Source organism: Streptomyces sp. NPDC057963 (assembly GCF_042887155.1).
Classification (GTDB): domain Bacteria; phylum Actinomycetota; class Actinomycetes; order Streptomycetales; family Streptomycetaceae; genus Streptomyces.
Genome location: NZ_JBHVPX010000027.1, coordinates 1 through 16,102, shown reverse-complemented (window position 1 = coordinate 16,102; position 16,102 = coordinate 1). Strand labels below are relative to the sequence as shown.

General features: G+C 68.1%; 14 protein-coding genes and 4 pseudogenes. 11 read left to right on the top strand and 7 right to left on the bottom strand.

The annotated features are described in order from the left end of the window. Positions 1–73 precede the first annotated feature (73 nt). Together ACFVT1_RS35480 and ACFVT1_RS35475 are read left to right on the top strand one after the other, a co-directional pair. A pseudogene (locus ACFVT1_RS35480) lies at positions 74–487 on the top strand (hypothetical protein). A gap of 33 nt (positions 488–520) precedes the next feature. After that, positions 521–961 carry a cupin domain-containing protein gene (locus ACFVT1_RS35475; protein ID WP_389803366.1) on the top strand — a complete coding sequence of 147 codons (441 nt, stop codon included), beginning with the start codon at positions 521–523 and terminating at the stop codon, positions 959–961. 195 nt (positions 962–1,156) lie between these two features. Here the strand turns inward: ACFVT1_RS35475 and ACFVT1_RS35470 are convergent, their stop codons facing one another. Both ACFVT1_RS35470 and ACFVT1_RS35465 read right to left on the bottom strand, forming a co-directional pair. After that, positions 1,157–1,705, bottom strand: a complete 549-nt coding sequence (locus ACFVT1_RS35470) for a dinucleotide-binding protein (RefSeq protein ID WP_389803364.1) — start codon at positions 1,703–1,705, stop codon at positions 1,157–1,159. 185 nt (positions 1,706–1,890) lie between these two features. Continuing rightward, the gene (locus tag ACFVT1_RS35465; RefSeq protein WP_389803362.1) at positions 1,891–2,331 is read right to left on the bottom strand and encodes a MarR family winged helix-turn-helix transcriptional regulator; all 441 of its coding nucleotides are present in this window, start codon (positions 2,329–2,331) and stop codon (positions 1,891–1,893) included. A gap of 894 nt (positions 2,332–3,225) precedes the next feature. On the opposite strand from ACFVT1_RS35465, the gene ACFVT1_RS35460 reads away from it, so the two are divergent. Further along, on the top strand, positions 3,226–5,970 hold the full coding sequence (locus ACFVT1_RS35460; protein WP_389803360.1) for an AAA family ATPase: 2,745 nt from the start codon (positions 3,226–3,228) through the stop codon (positions 5,968–5,970). Between the two features lie 50 nt (positions 5,971–6,020). On the opposite strand, the gene ACFVT1_RS35455 is transcribed toward ACFVT1_RS35460, so the two are convergent. From ACFVT1_RS35455 to ACFVT1_RS35445, 3 genes and pseudogenes are all read right to left on the bottom strand, one after another. After that, positions 6,021–6,668 (bottom strand): hydrolase, encoded by a 648-nt coding sequence (locus tag ACFVT1_RS35455; RefSeq protein WP_389803358.1) that lies wholly within the window; start codon positions 6,666–6,668, stop codon positions 6,021–6,023. Further along, a complete protein-coding gene (locus tag ACFVT1_RS35450; protein WP_389803510.1) occupies positions 6,596–7,225 on the bottom strand; it encodes an SDR family oxidoreductase in 630 nt (209 codons plus the stop codon). The genes ACFVT1_RS35455 and ACFVT1_RS35450 overlap by 73 nt, the downstream gene beginning before the upstream one ends. A 37-nt stretch (positions 7,226–7,262) precedes the next feature. Beyond that, positions 7,263–7,594: pseudogene (locus tag ACFVT1_RS35445) on the bottom strand (IS21 family transposase); the annotation flags it as partial. 236 nt (positions 7,595–7,830) lie between these two features. Here ACFVT1_RS35445 and ACFVT1_RS35440 point away from each other — a divergent pair. From ACFVT1_RS35440 to ACFVT1_RS35420, 5 genes are all read left to right on the top strand, one after another. Further along, positions 7,831–8,637 carry a 3-hydroxyacyl-CoA dehydrogenase NAD-binding domain-containing protein gene (locus tag ACFVT1_RS35440; protein WP_389803356.1) on the top strand — a complete coding sequence of 269 codons (807 nt, stop codon included), beginning with the start codon at positions 7,831–7,833 and terminating at the stop codon, positions 8,635–8,637. 92 nt (positions 8,638–8,729) lie between these two features. After that, the gene (locus tag ACFVT1_RS35435) at positions 8,730–9,725 is read left to right on the top strand and encodes a hypothetical protein (protein ID WP_389803354.1); all 996 of its coding nucleotides are present in this window, start codon (positions 8,730–8,732) and stop codon (positions 9,723–9,725) included. Positions 9,726–9,815: 90 nt separating this feature from the next. Then, positions 9,816–11,099, top strand: a complete 1,284-nt coding sequence (locus tag ACFVT1_RS35430) for an acyl-CoA dehydrogenase family protein (RefSeq protein ID WP_389803353.1) — start codon at positions 9,816–9,818, stop codon at positions 11,097–11,099. A gap of 82 nt (positions 11,100–11,181) precedes the next feature. Next, positions 11,182–12,399: a CaiB/BaiF CoA transferase family protein gene (locus ACFVT1_RS35425; protein WP_389803351.1), complete on the top strand. Its 1,218-nt coding sequence runs from the start codon at positions 11,182–11,184 to the stop codon at positions 12,397–12,399. 52 nt (positions 12,400–12,451) lie between these two features. Beyond that, positions 12,452–13,231 carry a crotonase/enoyl-CoA hydratase family protein gene (locus tag ACFVT1_RS35420; RefSeq protein ID WP_389803348.1) on the top strand — a complete coding sequence of 260 codons (780 nt, stop codon included), beginning with the start codon at positions 12,452–12,454 and terminating at the stop codon, positions 13,229–13,231. Between the two features lie 363 nt (positions 13,232–13,594). Here the strand turns inward: ACFVT1_RS35420 and ACFVT1_RS35415 are convergent, their stop codons facing one another. Then, on the bottom strand, positions 13,595–14,323 hold the full coding sequence (locus tag ACFVT1_RS35415; RefSeq protein ID WP_389803345.1) for an SDR family oxidoreductase: 729 nt from the start codon (positions 14,321–14,323) through the stop codon (positions 13,595–13,597). A 142-nt stretch (positions 14,324–14,465) separates the two neighbouring features. Between ACFVT1_RS35415 and ACFVT1_RS35410 the strand changes: the two are divergent. Both ACFVT1_RS35410 and ACFVT1_RS35405 read left to right on the top strand, forming a co-directional pair. Beyond that, positions 14,466–14,813, top strand: a pseudogene (locus tag ACFVT1_RS35410) (IS5/IS1182 family transposase); the annotation flags it as partial. A gap of 120 nt (positions 14,814–14,933) precedes the next feature. Continuing rightward, complete coding sequence (locus ACFVT1_RS35405) at positions 14,934–15,593, top strand: NADPH-dependent FMN reductase (protein ID WP_389803343.1); 660 nt, start codon at positions 14,934–14,936, stop codon at positions 15,591–15,593. Between the two features lie 20 nt (positions 15,594–15,613). Here ACFVT1_RS35405 and ACFVT1_RS35400 read toward each other — a convergent pair whose 3' ends face one another. Next, positions 15,614–15,736: a hypothetical protein gene (locus tag ACFVT1_RS35400; protein WP_389803340.1), complete on the bottom strand. Its 123-nt coding sequence runs from the start codon at positions 15,734–15,736 to the stop codon at positions 15,614–15,616. 258 nt (positions 15,737–15,994) lie between these two features. Between ACFVT1_RS35400 and ACFVT1_RS35395 the strand changes: the two are divergent. Beyond that, positions 15,995–16,102, top strand: a pseudogene (locus ACFVT1_RS35395) (IS5/IS1182 family transposase); the annotation flags it as partial.

Genomic DNA, 16,102 nt, shown 5'->3' with positions numbered 1-16,102 from the left:
GCCCGCGTGCGCCGCGCGCCAAGCCGTCGCAGGCTGGGGGCATGACCCAGCAGTACGCGACGAAAGGTGACCGATGAAGTTCGCAGTGGTCGGCGGTACGGGCCTGATCGGATCGCAGGTCGTGAAGAAGCTGAACGCGATAGGGCACGAGGCCGTGCCGCTGGAGTTCGTCGCCGCAGTCCTGTTCGTGGACCACTGGGGGTGACGTCGTCCATCTGCCCGCCACCCCGATCCAGCCGATCGCCGCCCAGGACGTCTCCGACGCCGTCGCCGAAGTCGCCGCGGGTACCCCCTGAACGGCACTCTCAACGTCGGCGGGCCCGACGTCTTCCTCCTCGACGACCTCGGACGGATCACCCTCAACGCCCGTCCCGACGGTCACAGCGTCGTCACCGCCGGCATGTTCGCCGCTGTCAGCGGCGACGTTCTCACCACCATGGGCGACGCCTGTATCGCCCCCACGCACTACACGGACTGGCTCTCCTGACCCGGCCCGCCTACCGGAGGAGGCCTCACACCCATGGCGAACAATGAACCGACGGCGGGCAGCGCCGGGATCCGGCCACGCTCGGAAGCGTGGAAGACGGCGCTCACCGTGCTGCAGTCGGCGAAACCGTCGCTCGTTCCGGAGGGGGCAGAGGCGATGACGGTTCTCGTCGAATTCCCTCCCGGTGATCCTGGCACCCCTCCCCACCGGCACTCGGGACCCGCCTTCGGCTACATGCTGGAGGGGGAGATGCTCTTCGAGCTGGAAGGCGAGCCCGAGCGGGTGATCAGGGCCGGGGAGACGTTCTGGGAGCCAGGTGGCGATGTCATCCACTACCAGGACGGCAACAACCAGACAGACGTCTGGAGCCGATTCCTCGTCACCATGCTGTGTGCACCCGGTCAGCCCATGCTCACTCTGGTCGACGACGAGGAGCTGGCCCGACGTCAACACCTGCGAGCTCCAAGGGCTTGAACGAGACCGCAGCGCTTTCCCCAGGGCCCGCCCTCGGCCCGTCAACGACTTGTGGAAGCCGGGCCGCGTCCTGTCCGGGAGGCGGGCCGTAGGCGCCGCGGTACTCGCGGTTGAACCGCGTTGGCGGTGGTACGCCACGGCGTCACCGATCTCGGGCGGCTTGCTCCTTGGGCGAGTGTGGCGGTCGGTGGCGGTTCACAGCTCGCCGGGAGGTCCGTAGCGGTAGAAGAAGGGGCCCAGCTGTCCGGCCAGCGCACGGGTGAGTGCCGAGCTGTCTTCGAGCAGGCGGGCACCCGGATCAAGGTCGCCGACGAAGACGGGGTCGTAGCCGACGTCCCGGATCAGCTGTTCGGCTGTCTCCCGCGCGGCCGCTTCGGCGGCGAAAAGATTGCTCGGGCGAACGCGCTGCGCCTCGATCTGGTCGTACATCGCGGCGAAGTTCGTCGAGAACGACTTCGCGGTCGGTCCGCCGACGATCGACTTCACCTGGTGGGACAGCGAGGGGTAGGAGTCGTCCCGCGGTCCGTAGAGATTGCAGGCGTCGATGGTCACCTGTCCGGCCAGCCCGGACACCCGGGCCAGCGCATCGGAGATCTCCGGGCCCGGTACCGCGATCACCAGGACGTCGGCACCGGCCGCGTCGCCGCCGTCGCGGCCAAGACCCGTCACCTCGTGGCCGGCCTTCTCCCACAGACCGGCCAGGCCGCCTCCGACGCGTCCTCGTCCCACAACGGTGATCTTCATCCCGACTCCTCACGTAGGTCTGCCACAGCCGACACTCGCAGCGCGTCGGCCGAATCGCGTCGGTGACAGTCGCCTATGCGGCGGGGTTACGTAGGGTCTGCCGACGGCGACCCAGTGCGGCGCTGCTCGGCGCGTCGGGGCACTGCCCCGTGATCAGCCATGCGAAGGGGTGGATGGGGGAACGGTCAGTCCGTGTCGCGTGAGAGTGAGTCGAGGAGCCGGTCGAAGAGTACGCCCAGCGTTTCGACTTCGTCGGGGGAGAGCGGGTCGAAGAAGTAGCGACGGACGGTCTCGACGTGCTGCGGCGCGGCACCCTCGATCGCGGCCCGGCCCTGGGCGGTCATGCGCACCATCGAGCCGCGTGCGTCGTCCTCGCACGGCTCGCGGGCGACCATGCCGCGCTTCTCCATGCGGCTGATCTGATGCGACAGCCGACTCCGTTCCCAGCCCAGCTCGACCTGGAGATCCCGGGCCCTTAGGACGTCGTCCGGCGACTCGGACAGGGGGGCGAGTACCGCGTAGTCGGCTCCGGACAACACGGAGTCGTGTGCGAGCTGCCGGTCCAGGGCGCTTTGCAGCTGGCGCTGCAGGTCCCGGTACTTTTTCCAGACAGCTGCCTCACGCAAGTCAAGCCAGCGTGGTTCGTTCATGAGGCCAATCTTCTGGGTGTGTGTCCACTGGTTCGGGAATCGTAGCCGGATGGCCTCAAGCGGCTTCGCGTGGTGCCCGAAGGCAGCGGCAGTAGGCCACCTCGGGTGCGCCAGGCTGCCCCGGGATCCGACGCTCCTGCAGTTCGATCGCCCCGCCGTGCGCCAGGTCTTCGTCCGACGGCCGCTGGCCGGCGATGTAATGACGCATGGAGGAGAGCATGGACGGCAGGATCGCCGACAGCAGGACTCCGCCAGTGGTGCGAGCGCCAGGGCGAGTTCGGGGTCGAAGGGCGGCGGCCGGTCAGGGGTCGTCTTCTGGGGTTTGCGGGGTGCGAGTGTCGTCATCGGTTCTCTGGTACATGCGCTGGGTGGCCCTGACCGGGTGGCCCGGGCGTGGGTGTGCCGGCCCAGGGGTACGGGATGCCGGGTCGTGTGGGCGCGGGTGCGTCGCAGCACATGCAGCGCGCCGTGCCACCGCCGACGGCCACGTATACGGGTTTGGGGTGCGGGTGTCTTCGACAGCTGCCTCCTCCAAGCGGGTGTACGACTGGAGACAGGGCTTTCTCGGATGCCTCCGAAGGCCTGCGAGTGTGCCTGCGACGACACGCTGGCAAGATCACCACTAGTTGTTGACATGTCAACAAGGCTGATGGGACTCTCAAGACGCGTCGGCTTGCGTCGCATTCGGGAAACGAGAAGGAGTCCCATGACCGAACTCGCAGGCGGAGTCCGTGTTCGCGTCGGCAGAACCCACCTATACAACCGACACCGCGGCACACTGGCGAGTGCCAGCGCTTGGGGCGAGAGGGCGTACGCCTCGTCGGTCGCACCGCCGGTCGACATGGACGTGTGCACCGAACGGGCCCGCTGATGCGGAGACCCTGCCTGGGAACCGAACGTCCCGGACTTCTCGGCCGACGGAGCGAATCAGACGTGTTGGACCAGCTGCTCGACGGCATCCGGTCCCGGCGCGGCGGCGCCTTGGTGGTGCGGGGAGAGCCGGGCATCGGAAAGACCGCGCTCATCGACCACGCACTGGCGGCACCGGGCCTGAAGGTGCTGCGCGCCGTCGGCGCCGAGTTCGAGTCGGAACTGGCGTTCGCCGCACTCCATCAGCTCTGCAAATCGACTCTGCGCTGGCAGGAACGGTTGCCCGCGCCGCAACGCCGGGCGCTTGATGCTGCGTTCGGGCAGACCGGGGACGGCGCGCCGAACCGCTTCCACGTAGGCCTGGCGGTCCTCAACCTCCTCTCGGAGGCTGCGGCCGAGCAGCCTGTGCTGTGCGTCATCGACGACGCGCATTGGCTCGACCAGGCATCCGCGCAAGCCTTGGCCTTCGTCGCGCGCCGGCTTCAGGACGAACCCGTGGCGCTGCTGTTCGCCGAACGCGATGCGAGCGACCGCCACGAACTGGCGGGCCTCCCTGAACTGATGCTTCGCGGCCTGGCCGACGACGATGCCCGTCGCCTCCTCGCGTCTCGGATCCACGTGCCTGTCGACCGCGCCGTACACGACCGCATCATTGCCGAGGCACGCGGTAATCCGCTCGCCCTCCTCGAACTGCCCCACACCGCCGACCTCGCGGGCGGGTTCGTGCTACCCGCGGCGTCGCCCACCTCAGGGAAGGTCGAGGCGAGCTACCAGGCGAGACTGGCCGAACTCCCCATCGAGACACGGACCCTGCTATTAATCGCAGCAGCAGAGCCGACCGGCTGCCCGATACTCCTGGGCGAGGCGGCGGAGCAACTCGGCGTCCCCGACGACGCGGTGACGCACGCGCAGGAGTCCGGCCTACTGGCCATCGGTGACCGGGTGCGGTTCCGTCACCCGCTGGTGCGTTCAACCGTCTACCGGTCCGCTGCCCTCGACGAGCGCCGCGCGGTCCATCGCGCATTGGCCGAGGCCACCGCGGACACCGAGCCCGACCGCAAGGCGTGGCATTACGCACAGGCCGCACGCAAGCCGGACGAGGACGTCGCGGCGGCGCTGGAACGATCGGCTGATCGGGCCCGGGCCCGCGGCGGCGTCGCCGCCGCAGCGGCCTTCCTGGAGAAGGCCGCGAATCTGACGCCGGATCCCGCCCACCGCGCCGTACGAGCCATCGTCGCTGCGCGCGCCAAGCGCGACAGCGGCGCCGCGGACTCCGCATTGTCCCTGCTGTCCATGGCGGAAGCCACACCGCTCGACAACCTCCAGCGCGCCACGGTGGCCACGCTGCGCGCACGGATGGCGTTCGACAAGAACCGAGACGACGCCGCAGTCGAGAAGCTGCTTTGGGCGGCCCGGCTCATGGCACCGCTCGACACTTTCTCGGCCCGCGAGGCATTCCTCGAGTCCCTCGCCGCAGCGGTGTTCGTCGGCCGGTTCACCACCGCTGACCGCATGCTCGACATCGCCGGGACCGCCCGTGCCATGAGCCCAACCCCGCCGAAACCGCGCCCGCTCGACCGGCTGCTCGACGGATTGACCACCCAGGTCAGAGACGGATACACGGAGGCGGTGCCAGAATTACGCCAGGCCGTGGATGTCTACCGGCGCGGTGCGGGACGCGACGCGTACGACGTAGGCCAGTTATGGGCGGCCTGCGGTCCCGCGATGGACCTGTGGGACGACGCGGCATGGCGGGAGCTGGCCGACCGCCAGCTCGAGCTGGTGCGCGGCGCGGGAATGCTCGCCGAGCTACCCGTGGCCTTGAGCTACCGGGCCCTCGCACATGTCCACGCGGGCGAGTTCGCCGACGCCACCGCGCTGGTCGACGAGGCGCACGCGATCGCGGCGGAACTCGGCACCCCGGCCATGCTCCACGTCGACGTCACCGTGGCCGCGTGGCGCGGCGACGAGAAACGCACCACCAGGATTGCCGACATTGCCACCCGCGACGCCGACGCACGCGGCGAGGGTCGTCTCCTCAGCGCTACCGAGTACGCCCGGACCGTACTCCTCAACGGCCTGGGCCGATACGACGCCGCCCTCTCGGCGTGCCAAGTGGCAGGTGGTCTCGACGAGATCAGCTTCCACTGCTGGATACCCGTGGAGTTCATCGAGGCCGCAACGCACGCCGGACGCCCCGATCTCGCGGAGCCCGTCATGAAGCTCCTGTCCGAGCGCACTGCCGCGAGCGGCTCCGAGTGGGCGCTCGGGACCGAGCTGCGCTCGCGGGCCCTGCTCACAGAGGGGCCGACCGCCGAGAAGCTGTACCGGGAGGCAATCGAGCGTCTTGCCCGCAGCGACGGAGCCCCCCACGTCGCGCGCGCCCGACTCGTGTATGGCGAATGGCTGCGCCGCGAGGGCCGGCGGTCCGAGGCGCGGGTGGAATTGCAAGCGGCGTACGAGCAGTTGTCCGTGCTCGGGGCAGCGGCGTTCGCGGGACGGGCTGCCCGAGAACTCGCTGCGACCGGCGCCCGCGTGCGGAGGCGGGTCGGCGACGCGCCGACCCGCCTCACCGCGCAGGAATTCCAGATCGCCCGGCTGGTCGCCACGGGCGCGACATCGAAGGAGGTGGGCATGCAGCTGTTCCTGAGCCCGCGCACCATCGACGCCCATCTGCGGAACATCTTCCGCAAGCTCGGCATCACCTCGCGCCGCCAACTGCGCGACCTGCCGCTGACCACATGACCGGGGTGGGCGACGTCGAGGCACCGCCCACCCCGCCCACATGCGAGCTGTCAATCCTTGCCGAGAAGCTGAAGCTCCCAGGCCAGGCTGGTGCCGAAGCTGCCGCCGTGGGCAACCATGATCTGGCTTATGCCGGGAACGGTCGCCTCGCGTGCCCAGTCGCGCTGCCATTCTGCGATGACGGTTCCGGCGGTCACCGGGATGACACCCGCCTGGATCATGCGCTGGACTCCGCGTTCATGCGCCTCGACCGTCGTTGCGCCGGATGCGTCCGTCACGGCGTAGACCCGGTAGCCGTCGGCCATGGCGTGGATCGCCGGGAAGGCAAGGCAGATGTCCGTCCACAGGCCAGCTATGACGAGGTCTTTGCGGCCGGTGGCGGCGACAGCGTCGACGACCCGCTGATCCTCCCAGGTGTTGATTGTGGTGCGGTCGATCGGCTTCTGGTCGGGGAACACGTCCTGGATCTGTCGGATGATCCGGCCGCCGCGGTCCTCGACGACCGTGCTGAGGATCGTTGGCACGTCGAACAGCTTTGCACCCTTCGCCAGGGCGGTGACGTTGTTGACCACGAGGTTGGGGTCCATGCTGTGCATCCCGGCGAACTGCGCGCCCTGGTGGTCGATCAGCAGGAGGACCGACCTTTCGGGTGCGAGCAGTGCGTCGAGGCCGGTGTAGGTGACGCCGCTGGCTGCCATGTATGAGTCTCCGGTATCGCTGGTTCCCCGAGAGGCCGATCGGCCCTCGCCGAAACGAAGCTCCCATCGCAGAGCGCGGCCTCGCATCGGCGATGGCTACCTAGACTCGTGTTACGTACTGGCCCTGGTCTGCTGCGGCTGGAAACTCCTGCCCACACCTTTGGCCTCCAGGCCGTGGCAAGGGTCCGCGAATGTGTAACGGCGCTTGCCGTAGCAGGTGGCACCGAGAACGGCTCGTCGAGAGCCGGCAGGGCGATGTTTGTCAGCAGTGGGGACGCGCCGCCGTCGACCAGAAACGACCGGCCGTTGATGAAGGCGTCGTCGTCCGAGAAGAGGAACGCCACCATCGCTGCCATGCCCTCGGACTTGCCGAGACGCGGGGAGCGTACGGATGCCAGGGCTTCGTGCCTCCGCTTCTCGGTCGTCGTTGCCAGGGCCGAGGCCGTGAGGGTTACGCCGGGTGAGAGCAAGTTGCAGCGCACTGCCTGCCTTCCCACGAGGCTCGCCGCGTGGTGCGTGAGCCACACGAGGCCGCTCTTGGCCGCCTGATAGGCCACTTTCTTCCGCTCGCCCACTCAGATCGAGCTCGACATCGTGTTGACGATCGATCCGCTCTCCGATGATCGGCTGATGAGTCCTGCGGGCCTGGACCCGTCACTGCGGCACCCAGGTGGTGAAGGCGGCGTCCTTCTCCTCGACCGAGGAGAAGGACCTGCCTGCCGGGACGTGTCGCGGACAATGAGAACCTGCCGCTCGACACGTCCTTTGCCGGTAGGGCGGTAGGCGGCCAGGACGTCGATGTCGAAGTCGTAGTGGCCGGCGAAACCGACCGCTTCCGGATGCAGCGGAACCGCCTCGCCCGGAACAACATGCCGACGGACGACGGTCTTGGTCCAGTCGTAGACGATCGTCATCGGCACCCTGCCAGATCCCGAGCACACGAGCGCGCCTCCGAGGGACTGGCTTGGCGGCCCGGTCGAGTCTCCGAAGCGAGAGACCCGACTTGTCATGAAATAATGAGGTGAGATTGCCCCCTGTGCGTCAGGCTCCCTACACGTGCTTCTTGGAGTGGTTCTCCGTGGCCGTAGCAGCGATTGTCGGTGCTGGAGTGATCGGGATCTCGTGGGCGCGGCTGTTCGGCGCGGCGGGCTGGGAGGTTCGAGTGAGCGACCCGCGTCCCGATCTTCAGGACGTACTGGACCGGCATCTTGCCGGACTGCTGGTGACCGCGTCCGCCGATCTGGCGGAGGCCGCCGAAGACGCGGACTTCGTGCAGGAATCCGGGCCGGAACGGATCACGGTCAAGGAGGAAATGTTCGCGACCCTCGCCGCGCACACCCGCGACGACGTGGTGCTGGCGTCCTCCTCGTCCTCCCTGCTGCCGTCCCTCATCGCCAAGGGCAACCCAGCGGCCGACCGCATGGTGATCGGGCACCCGTTCAACCCGCCGGAGCTCATGCCCTTGGTGGAGGTGGTGCCTGGTCCGGAGACGTCCGTGCGGGCTGTCGACCGGGCGATGGAGGTCTACCAAGAGCTGGGCAAGGTGCCGATCCGGCTCAAGAAAGAGATCCCGGGGTTCGTCGGCAACCGCCTCCAGAAGGTCCTCGACGACCAGGCCACCTACCTCGTCCAGCAGGGCGTGATCGACGTGGCGAACCTTGACGACCTGGTCCGGGCGTCGCTCGGTCTCCGGTACGCCACGATCGGCCCGTTCCAGAGCGGCATTCTCGGTGGCGGCCCGGAGGGGATGCGGCACCTCGTGACACATGTCGTCTCTCAGATGACCTTCGAGATCGGCAAGCCGGACCCCGCCGGTATGGGGAGGGTGCTCGACGAGGTCGAGCAGACCTATGGCACCGGCGAGGCGGCCTACGAGCGGCTGGCGGAGCTCCGCGACACCCGCACGCGCGCCGTCCTCAGGCTGCTGGGCTGGCCAGAGCCTCCGGCCACGGCCGACGAAGGGCAGTGACCGGCGGTACTCCTCTGCTTTCCCCGCTCCCCCTCTCCTCGGCGAACCGTTGGAACGGACCTCGCCAAGTAACCGAGAGAAAGGCGACGGCCGTGTGGAAGGAACTGCTCGTGCTGCAGGTCGTGCCGGGAAAAGTGCTGCGGGTGAGCCTTCCCGACGGCCGGGTGGAGGTCCTCGTCGAGGATGCGGGCGCCTTTCCGGACGGCGTGGTCGTCGAGTCCGGAGGGGTCTGCTGGACCACTATGGGCGAACCTGTCGTCGACCCAGCCGAGCCGGGCGAAGCCGGACAGGACTTTGCACGGCGCAATGGCGGCGTACAAGCGATGGACCTCGATGGAGGCGCGCCACGTGAAGTGGTTCCCGTCGGGGCGATCACAACCGGCAAGCAGCTGACCTCCGACGGCGCCGGAACGTTGTACTGGGGCGACCGCGAGGGCCACCGGATCAGCAGGGTACGCGTGGACGGCAGCGGACTGACCGACCTCGTCGTGAACCCACCCGAGCAGGGCATCATGGGCGAGTGCATCGGCGTGGCGGTGGATCCCGCCAAGGGGCACCTCTACTGGACGCAGAAGGGGCCGGCCAAGGGCGACAAGGGCCGAATCCTCCGTGCCGGCCTGGAGACCCCGCCCGGCGAGAGCGCCGGGAACCGTTCGGACATCGAGGTCCTGTGGAGCGGGCTGCCCGAGCCGATCGATCTGCACATCGAGGGCGACTGGCTGTACTGGACCGATCGTGGCGCTCCGCCCGGTGGCAACACGCTCAACCGGGCCTCCCTTCCCGTAGCCGACGCGTCGGGGAGCGCCCCCGAGATCCTTGCCGGCGGTTTCGAGGAGGCGATCGGCCTGGCCGTGGACGGTGAGGCAGGCGTCGCCTACGTTTCCGACCTCTGCGGCCACATCCGCGCGGTCCCGCTGCCCGGCAGCACCGCGGTAGGCGGGGAGCAGCGCGATGTCGCCACGCTCTCCCACCCCCTGACCGGCATGACGGGCCCGGGTGGAGAAGACAGAGGGCTTCGACGGAAGAGCCGTCCCTCGCGTAGAGGGACAGATAGGTCACAAATATTAATCCATAGCTCACATTTATAAATATTATTTCTTCAGTGGTTTTTTGCCTCGCTTGCAGAGAAGTGATCAAACGCAATCCGATCTCCGTACAGCACGGAAGGGACGCTGCAAATGAGCGCGACGCAGGGCACTGCACAAGGCATGGGTGAGGGCGCTCTGGGCGCCGTGGGTCCGGCCGGAAACGGACAGGTGGTGCAGCCACCGGTGCTGGGCGGCCCCGAGGAAACCGACTACTACCTGTTGGGGGAGCTCCTCACGGAAGAGCAGCAGCAGCTCCGGCACAAGGTCCGGGAGTTCATGGACCGGGAGGTCATCCCGGTCATCAACCCCTACTGGGAGCGCGCCGAGTTTCCGCACGCGCTGGTGCCCAAGCTGGCGGAGCTGGGGATCGCGGGCTTCCAGATTCCCGGTTACGGATGCCCGGGGATGAGTAACGTGATGGCCGGGGTCGTGATCATGGAGCTGGCTCGCGGCGACCTGAGCATCTCCACGTTCATGGGTGTGCATTCGGCCCTGGCCATGACCTCCGTGGCCTTGCTGGGCTCGGAGGAACAGAAGCAGCGGTTCCTGCCCGCCATGGCGCGGATGAAGAGGATCGGTGCCTTCGGCCTGACCGAGCCCGCGCACGGCACGGACGTGGTCAAGCTTCAGACGACCGCCCGTAGGGACGGCGACTCCTATGTGCTCAACGGGTACAAGCGATGGATCGGCAACGCCACTTTTGCCGACTACGTGATCATCTGGGCCCGCGGGGACGACGGGCACGTGGGCGGCTACATGGTCGAGAAAGGCACTCCAGGGTTCGATCCGCACGTCATCACCGGCAAGACGGCACTGCGCTGCGTACAGAACGCCCAGATCTCCCTCAAAGACGTCCGTGTGCCCACTGAGAACAAGCTCACCGGTGGCGAGACCTTCCGCGACACCGAGAAGGTCCTGCTGGCCTCGCGCTACTGCGTGGCGTGGGAGTCGATCGGCGCGGCCATCGCGGGTTACGAGACCGCACTGGCCTACGCCAAGGAGCGCAGGCAGTTCGGGATGCCGCTGGCCGCCTTCCAGCTCATCCAGTACCGGCTGGCGCGGATGCTGGCGGACATCACCAGCATGGTGTGCATGCAGTTCCGGCTCGCCCAGTTGATGGACGAGGGCAAGTACTCGATGCCGCAGGTGGCGCTGGCCAAGATGCACTACACCGAACGCGCGCGGGACATCCTCTCCGACGCCCGCGACATGCTCGGCGGCAACGGGATCATCCTCGACTACCACGTGGCACGGCACCTGTGCGACATCGAGGCCATCGACACCTACGAGGGCACCGACTCGGTGCAGGCACTGATCGTCGGCCGCGACATCACCGGCTACAACGCCTTCGTCCCGGTGGCACCGAGCCACTGACATGCCGGCCGGCGCGCCGACGCCCCCGCCTGGCCGAGGGCTGCCTTCGGTATGCGCGGGCCCTGCCGAGAAAGGACCTGCCATGGCGGACACACCCCTGCTGAAGGGACTCCACGTCGTGGACCTGGCCAGCTTCATCGCCGGTCCCGCCGCGGCCACAATGCTCGGCGACTTCGGCGCCGACGTCGTCAAAGTGGAACCACCCCACACCGGCGACTCATACCGTATGCTCAGCCGCATCCCTCCCAACCCCCGCGTCGACGGATTCAACTACCCCTGGCAGCTGGACAACCGCAACAAGCGCAGCATCGCCCTCGACCTCAAGTCGCCCGGCGCCAGACCCGTACTGGAACGCCTGGTGAAGTGGGCCGATGTGCTGGTGACCAACTTCCCTCCCCGCACCCGGGCCAAGCTGGGCCTGGACTACGACGACCTGACCCCACTCAATCCCCGGCTGATCTACGCCGACGTCACCGGCTTCGGCGAGGAAGGCCCCGACGCCCACCTACCCGGCTACGACGTGACCGCGTACTGGGCGCGCAGCGGCCTGATGGACTACACACGCCAGCGCGACGGGGCACCCGCGATGTCGGTGTTCGGATCCGGCGACCACCCCACGGCCGTCTCCCTCTACGCCGGCATCATGACCGCGCTGTACCGGCGGGAGAAGACCGGCGAGGGCGCCCGCGTCACGGCGTCGTTGATCGCCGAGGGCGCCTGGGCGGCCGGCATGTGGCTGCAAGCCGCACTTGTCGGCGGCAGGATTCCGCGACCCGTGGACCGGACCGACCCGCCGAACGCACTCACCAGCGCCTACCGCACGGCGGACGACCGCTGGCTGCTGCTGGCCTTCGCCAACGAGGACAAGCAGGTCCCCCTGTTCCTACGGGCCATCGGCCACCCCGAGGCAGCGCAGAACCCGGACTTCGCCGACACACCGAGTCGACACGCCCACGCGGCCGAGATCGCCGACCTGCTCGACAAGACCTTCGCGACCCGGACCCTCGCCGAGTGGCGCGAAGTGCTCGACGCAGCCGACCTCACCTACGGAATCGCCCAGACGATCGACGAGTTCGCCCGCGATCCCCAACTGACGGCCAACCGCATCCTCGTCCCCATCGAGGACGGCAGCGCAGAGCCGCACCTGACCATCGACAGCCCCGTACAACTGGACCAGGAGCGGAAGGTCCCACCGCGCCCCGCCCCCGGCCTGGGCGAACACACCGACACAGTGCTCCGCGACCTCGGCTTCGACGAGGCCGCGATCACAGGCCTGCGCGAGGCGGAGGTGGTCGACTGAGAGCACGTCCGCCAAGACACAGCCCAGAGGGAAGGAGAGGGGAACCAGCATCATGACCGAGGCTTCGGGCACCCCCGCAGTGCGCACCGAGCAGCACGACGGTGTCTTCGTGATCACCATCGACCGGCCCCAGGCCCGCAACGCCATCGACGGCGCCACCGCGCGGGCGCTGGCCGCCGCCATCGACGAACTCGAGTCACGCGACGAACTCCTGGTCGGCATCCTCACCGGAGCGAACGGCGTCTTCAGCGCCGGCATGGACCTCAAGGCCTTCGCGAGAGGCGACACACCCGTCATCGAAGGACGCGGCTTCGGGGGCATCACCCGCACCGACATCAAGACCCCGCTCATCGCCGCCGTCGAGGGCTATGCGCTGGGCGGCGGCACCGAAATGGCCCTCGCCTGCGACATGATCATCGCCGCCCGGAACGCCACTTTCGGCCAGACCGAGGTCCATTACGGCATCGTGCCCCCCGAAGGGGGCATGGTCCGCCTGCCCGAACGCATCCCCCGCAACATCGCCCTGGAGCTCCTGCTCACCGGCGACCCCCTGCCCGCCACGCGTGCTGAGCAGCTCGGCCTCGTCAACCACCTTGCCGAGCCGGGCCAGGCACTCGCCCAGGCCATGGAGCTCGCCCACCGCGTCGCCCACAACGCCCCACTCGCCATCACGGCCGTCAAACGCGTCGTCAACGAGCGCACCGCCTTCCGTGATCAGGACGCCCTGTGCGAACAAGACCGGTTCGTCACGCCCGTACTCGCTTCCCAGGACGCGAAGGAAGGCGCCCGATCCTTCGCGGAGAAGCGCCCACCCCACTGGCAGGGACGCTGAGCCCTGGCCACACGGCCTCCGCCACGCCCTATCGGCGTCGGGCGGCCTGCACGCGAGCAGCTGCGGGGGCCAAACCGCCATCGACGCGTTCCTCGCCCGGCTCACCGACACCCACCGGCACCGGCGCATCCAGCACCATGCCGCGGTAGACCGTCGAGCCATCCACTGGCCCGTCCCACCCCGAGAGCCGTGGCCCGTCTATCCCAGCGGGACCGAATGGCAGCATGCGAGTCCCCGGGCCTCCGCCTGACCTGGGATCAGGGGGCCGCAGCAGGATCCCCATCCGACTCAAGCCGTGACACCCGGCGCGCGCAAAGAAAAGACTGCCGGGGGCTGGGACAGGACACTCGGGAGGCGGGGATGTCAGGAGAGCCAGTCGGCGTAGCGGGTGGGGGCGAGGCGGGCGTTCTTGTCGGTGAGAACGTCGCCCTTGACGACCGCGAACATGCCGGCCGCGGGGTCGATGACGACGGTACGGTTGTCGCCCCTGTGGGACAGGGTGATCCGGCCCAGCTCGTTCAGGCCGAAGATCTCGGGGCCGGCGATGCTGCGGATGCCGTTCAGCGGGGCACCGGCGGCAACCTCCGCCACCGCGTCCGCCACGTCCTTGGAGGCGATGGGCTGGATGGGCGTGGCGGGCAGCCGGATGGTGTCTGCGCCAGCGGTCCACGACAGGACTGCGTCCATGAACTCCATGAACTGAGTGGCTCGGACGATCGAGTAGGGGATCGGCCCGGCCGCGAGGTTCTTCTCCTGGAGCGCCTTGGCGCGGTAGTAGTCCAGCTCCGGCACCTGATCCACGCCGACGATCGAGAGGATGACGAAGTGGCCGACGCCGCCCTTGTGGGCCGCGGCCAGGAGGTTGTCCATCGAGGTCCGGAAGAAGGCAAGGGAAGCTTCGTCGAAGGTCGGGGAGTTCGTCAGGTTGACGACGACGTCGGTTCCCGCCACCGCCTCGTCCAGTCCCTGGCCGCTGATGATGTCGACTCCGGTGGACTTCGAGTGCGGTACCGCCTCGTGTCCGGCGGCGTTCAGGTTCTTGACGACCTGCGACCCGATCAGTCCGGTACCGCCGATGACTGCGATCTTCATGACATGCCTTTCGTCAGGATTACGTGCGCAATGTGGCATATGAAACGTTATGCGGGTGCGGCATGAAACGGCTCGCTGATGGACCGAGGAGGGGCGATGCCAGAGACCGTCGACGAACATGACCGTTTCGTCGAACGGCGCCCGACCTATGCGGGCGTCGCTCGCTGTGACGTCTTCGAACCCGGCCGACATGCCGCAGAAGAGGATGAGGTCGTCCGGGGGCGAAAGGACCTCCGCGACGGTCCGGGGCCATCTGCCGGTCGGTCGGCCCCGCACCCGACCGGGCGCGGTCGCCGCAGGCAAGGCGTACTCGTCCCGCGCCAACCGCGCCCACCTGCGTAAGCACCGCATCAAGGCGGTTATCACGGAGAAGAAGGACCAGGTGGCCAACCGCAAGAAGAAGGGCAGCCGGGGCGGCCGTCCCGTCACTTTCGACGCCGGTCTTTACCGTGATCGCAACACCGTCGAGCGAATGATCAACCGGCTGAAGTTCCTTCTTCTTTCGGGCGAGCTCTTCCGGCCCCCTGGAGGGTGAAGGCCTCACCATGGAACCAATGGTCCGCGTAGTGCCCGGCCAAGCACGGGCCCCTACGACGAAAGGACATACCACATGCCCACGGAGGCCCAGCCCGGCCCGCTACGGGTGCTCGTCTTCGGCGCCGCACTGCGGGCCGATTCATCCAACGCCCGCCTCGCGTCGCTCGTGGCCCGGCTGATTTGCGACACCGGCGCCACCGTCGACCACGCTTCGATGCACGATTTCGGCATGCCTTTGTACGACGGTGACGCGGAGGCCGCCGAAGGGCTGCCGGACGGCGCTCTTCTGCTGCGTGACCGGATCGAGCAGGCCGACGCCTTCGTCATTTCCTCCCCCGAGTACAACGCCTCCGTGCCGGGCCTGCTGAAGAACGCGATCGACTGGGTCTCGCGTGTGCGGCCGCAGCCGTTCAAGACCAAACACGCGATGCTTGTCTCTGCCTCGCCGTCCCTGGTCGGCGGCAACCGGGGACTGTGGGCGCTGAGGGTTCCCCTGGAGCACCTCGGTACCCGTGTCTACCCGGACATGTTCAGCCTTGCCAACAGCTACCAGGCCTTCGCGGAGGACGGAACGCTGATCGACCCGGGGCTGCAGCAACGTCTGTCCGAAACCGTGGCCGGTTTTCTCAGCCTCGTCGAAGCCGATGTGCGTTACGTCTGCCTGGAGCGCCGGTGGTACGAATTCCTGGGCGACCGTACCGACGCGTCCATCACCCAACGGGCCGAAGAATGAGCCCGGCCCGGCGCCTGGTGTCAGCTGATATTCCGCCGGGCCGGGATGTCCAGGCACACCCGGAGTAGTCCGGCGAACTGCTGGCAGGAGCCGGTGCCGAAGACGGAGGCGCAGAAGGAGAAGGAGTTCCGCGAGTAGCGCAAGCGACTCCAGGAGGCCGGGCTACGCTGCTTTCTCGCTGGGTAGCCCCGCCCTCGGCGGAACCGCATCGGCGGTGCGGCCGCGCGTCGCAATGCCCACACCCATGTTCGGGACGGCGCTAAAGGTTGTGCGTACTCCGGCGAGCGCCACCTGGACTCCACCATCACTGCGGCCCTCCAGACTCAGACCGGGAGCAGGCATGAAACGAAAGGGTCGGATTTAGACGGCGTCCTGTGTGGTGATCGCTCGTTGGGCTGTTCATGGGGCGGGATGCGTGGAGTTGGATTGTTCCGGACGGGCTGTGGGAGATCGTGAAGCCGTTGATCCCGCCGCCAAGGGTGCGGCCGCAGGGCGGCGGGACGCAGGAC

Excerpts from the sequence above, each read along its gene's own strand:
- ACFVT1_RS35415 (WP_389803345.1), bottom strand. The coding sequence starts at position 14,323 with ATGAAGATCGCAGTCATCGGCGGTACCGGACTGATCGGGTCGCAGGTC.
- ACFVT1_RS35455 (WP_389803358.1), bottom strand. The coding sequence starts at position 6,668 with ATGGCAGCCAGCGGCGTCACCTACACCGGCCTCGACGCACTGCTCGCA.
- ACFVT1_RS35420 (WP_389803348.1), top strand. The coding sequence starts at position 12,452 with ATGACCGAGGCTTCGGGCACCCCCGCAGTGCGCACCGAGCAGCACGAC.
- ACFVT1_RS35425 (WP_389803351.1), top strand. The coding sequence starts at position 11,182 with ATGGCGGACACACCCCTGCTGAAGGGACTCCACGTCGTGGACCTGGCC.
- ACFVT1_RS35430 (WP_389803353.1), top strand. The coding sequence starts at position 9,816 with ATGAGCGCGACGCAGGGCACTGCACAAGGCATGGGTGAGGGCGCTCTG.
- ACFVT1_RS35460 (WP_389803360.1), top strand. The coding sequence starts at position 3,226 with ATGCGGAGACCCTGCCTGGGAACCGAACGTCCCGGACTTCTCGGCCGA.
- ACFVT1_RS35475 (WP_389803366.1), top strand. The coding sequence starts at position 521 with ATGGCGAACAATGAACCGACGGCGGGCAGCGCCGGGATCCGGCCACGC.
- ACFVT1_RS35405 (WP_389803343.1), top strand. The coding sequence starts at position 14,934 with ATGCCCACGGAGGCCCAGCCCGGCCCGCTACGGGTGCTCGTCTTCGGC.
- ACFVT1_RS35470 (WP_389803364.1), bottom strand. The coding sequence starts at position 1,705 with ATGAAGATCACCGTTGTGGGACGAGGACGCGTCGGAGGCGGCCTGGCC.